Consider the following 1096-nt stretch of genomic DNA (forward strand, 5'->3'; position numbering starts at 1 on the left):
TGACAAGTTCCTCTTCCTGAAGGAACATCCATGGTCTGACCGCTATGCCATCCGCCCAAAGCTTATGAGTATCGCGCTACCTCGCCCAACGCGACTCTCCCGCGAAGCGGGTTCGTGCAATGGCGAACCCGAGCGTTCCATTATGGACACGGCAAACGGCGGCTAATCGAGATCCTCGAACCAGAAGCGGATTGGCAACTCACGGCCCAGTTCCTGCCATGCGAAGCCCGAACCTAGCAAAGAGGAGAGGGGGGTGAGAAAGTTGATCCGGCAAAGATTGCTTCAGTTTCGCTATGCAATCACCCCGGCACCTTGATAGGGATGCGGCGATGCGCAGCGACCTCGACCATCTGCCGCCTGCGAAGCGGCGCGATCTCGAGCGGGTGTTGCAGATACTCTTCGAGGAATTCGAGGACGCGCGGGGCAATCCTACTGGCGAGAAGAAGCTTGGCCGGATCCTCAAGGTCATCCTCTACGGCAGTTATGCGCGCGGCGGTTGGGTCGATGAGCCGCACACGGCGAAGGGCTATCAGTCCGATTTCGATCTGCTGGTGATCGTTAATCAGAAGGAACTGACAGACCGCGTCGATTACTGGCAGCGCGCTGATGAACGGTTGATCCGTGAGCTATCGATCACGAAGACCGTGCGCACGCCAGTTAACTTCATCGTCCACTCACTTCAGGAGGTGAATGACGGTCTGGCGCACGGCCGGTATTTCTTCATGGACGTCGCCCGCGACGGTATCGCCGTGTATGAACTTGACGATAGTGACTTGCACCAGCCCAAGCCTAGGACGCCTGCGGAGGCGCTCGAGCTTGCGGGAGAATATTTCGACGAGTGGTTTCCTAGCGCCATGAAGCGCTTCGAAATCGCGAAATTCGATATAGTCCAAGAATTCTACAAAGAGGCTGCGTTCGATCTGCACCAAACAACCGAGCGCCTTTACCACTGCGTATTGCTAGTACTGACATTCTACACTCCGTTATGCCGCGCGCGGCATAAGGGGGTTTATGCCGAGCGCCTGACTATGCCGAGCGGACGCAGGATCGCGCGGTTTTCCCAGGGTTTTGAGGTAGCCGGCTCGGCATAGTTTTA

The 1096-nt window shown here is 56.9% G+C and carries 1 protein-coding gene; it reads left to right on the forward strand.

Annotated elements, in window-relative coordinates:
- The first annotated feature begins 329 nt into the window (after positions 1–329).
- Positions 330–1091 carry a nucleotidyltransferase gene (locus M9978_RS22965; protein WP_254297493.1) on the forward strand — a complete coding sequence of 254 codons (762 nt, stop codon included), beginning with the start codon at positions 330–332 and terminating at the stop codon, positions 1089–1091.
- The last annotated feature ends 5 nt before the right edge of the window (positions 1092–1096 follow it).

Origin of the sequence: Sphingomonas tagetis, assembly GCF_024211275.1 — a bacterium.
Classification (GTDB): domain Bacteria; phylum Pseudomonadota; class Alphaproteobacteria; order Sphingomonadales; family Sphingomonadaceae; genus Sphingomonas; species Sphingomonas tagetis.

Coding starts and splice junctions, on each gene's coding strand:
- M9978_RS22965 (WP_254297493.1), top strand. CDS start 330: ATGCGCAGCGACCTCGACCATCTGCCGCCTGCGAAGCGGCGCGATCTC.